Source organism: Bradyrhizobium sp. SRL28 (assembly GCF_018596315.1).
Taxonomy (GTDB): Bacteria; Pseudomonadota; Alphaproteobacteria; order Rhizobiales; family Xanthobacteraceae; genus Bradyrhizobium.
Genome location: NZ_JAHEAG010000171.1, coordinates 1 through 1002, shown reverse-complemented (window position 1 = coordinate 1002; position 1002 = coordinate 1). Strand labels below are relative to the sequence as shown.

1 protein-coding gene is annotated in these 1002 nt (G+C 58.3%); it reads right to left on the bottom strand.

Features of this window, described 5'->3' with window-relative positions; translation table 11 throughout:
• Nucleotides 1-802 precede the first annotated feature (802 nt).
• Nucleotides 803-1002 (bottom strand): hypothetical protein (locus tag KIP88_RS45835; RefSeq protein WP_249791572.1); only part of this gene is annotated, 200 nt, incomplete at its 5' end.

Genomic DNA, 1002 nt, shown 5'->3' with positions numbered 1-1002 from the left:
CAGGTTTCGTTCCGGGGCGGAATTGGGGCGGTCAGCGTTGACCGGTGGAGTTAGCCGTTGCGGACCAAACGGCCCGCCGGATCTCGCTGGCCTCAAAAACAGTTTAGACAAGTCGATCAATTGAATTGAGACAACTCATCTTGAAAGTGTATGGTGGGGCCGCCAGCTATTTCTGATGGCCAGCGGCCCCTATGCCGACCACTTCCAATTGCCCAGCCCCAAGCAGAGCGATGATCAGCTCGGGAGCCAATCCGAGACAAGCGCGACTTGTTTGACCGACCGCACAGTCACCTCACGGTCCTCGCGGACGAGGTTGAACAGGCGATAATACACCGAAAAGCGGGGACCTAAGACCGCCTCAGTTGACCCGCCTCCTAATCTGAACAAATTGGGCATTCGGTGGTCTTACAAAGAGACCGTTGGAATGCCCGCCATGCCCCACCCAAACGAGCGTGTGGAGCTCGCAATGAAGCTCCTAGAATGCCGTCAAAAGCTGCGTCGAGTTGGCTGGGACGAGGAACAGGCCAAAAGTTTACGCGCAGAGATGGCGCGGCTGGAGCAACGACTCCGCGAGATCGACGAGTAGGCCGGCCTGGCGGCCGGAGCTGGCAGAGACGCTACGATGGCACGATGACAAGGGAACGATTTTGACCGATCGCAATTAGCTAACCGTGCCAACCGCCCCCCCAGTTGGCACGATTTCAAGGAAGAGCAACCCCAGCCATTCCCCGGCTGGGGTTTTTTCTTGGGTAGGTGTGTCGTCCGGCAACCTGCGTCGGGCCGCCTGCTCAGCCGGCGCCCTCTATTCCACAAGGCGAAGTGTCCGGCGCCTTTTCATTCTATCAAGAGCGCGGACAACGTCATCTCTGTCGAGAACCGCTATGAGGCTGTGCACCGTCTGGCTAGCGTCGAGACCGGGCCATGTGTATTCCCCAAGGATGCGCCTGGCATCTTCCAGAGCCCGCAATACAGTTTCCTGATCCGTGTTGTTCATGATACGCG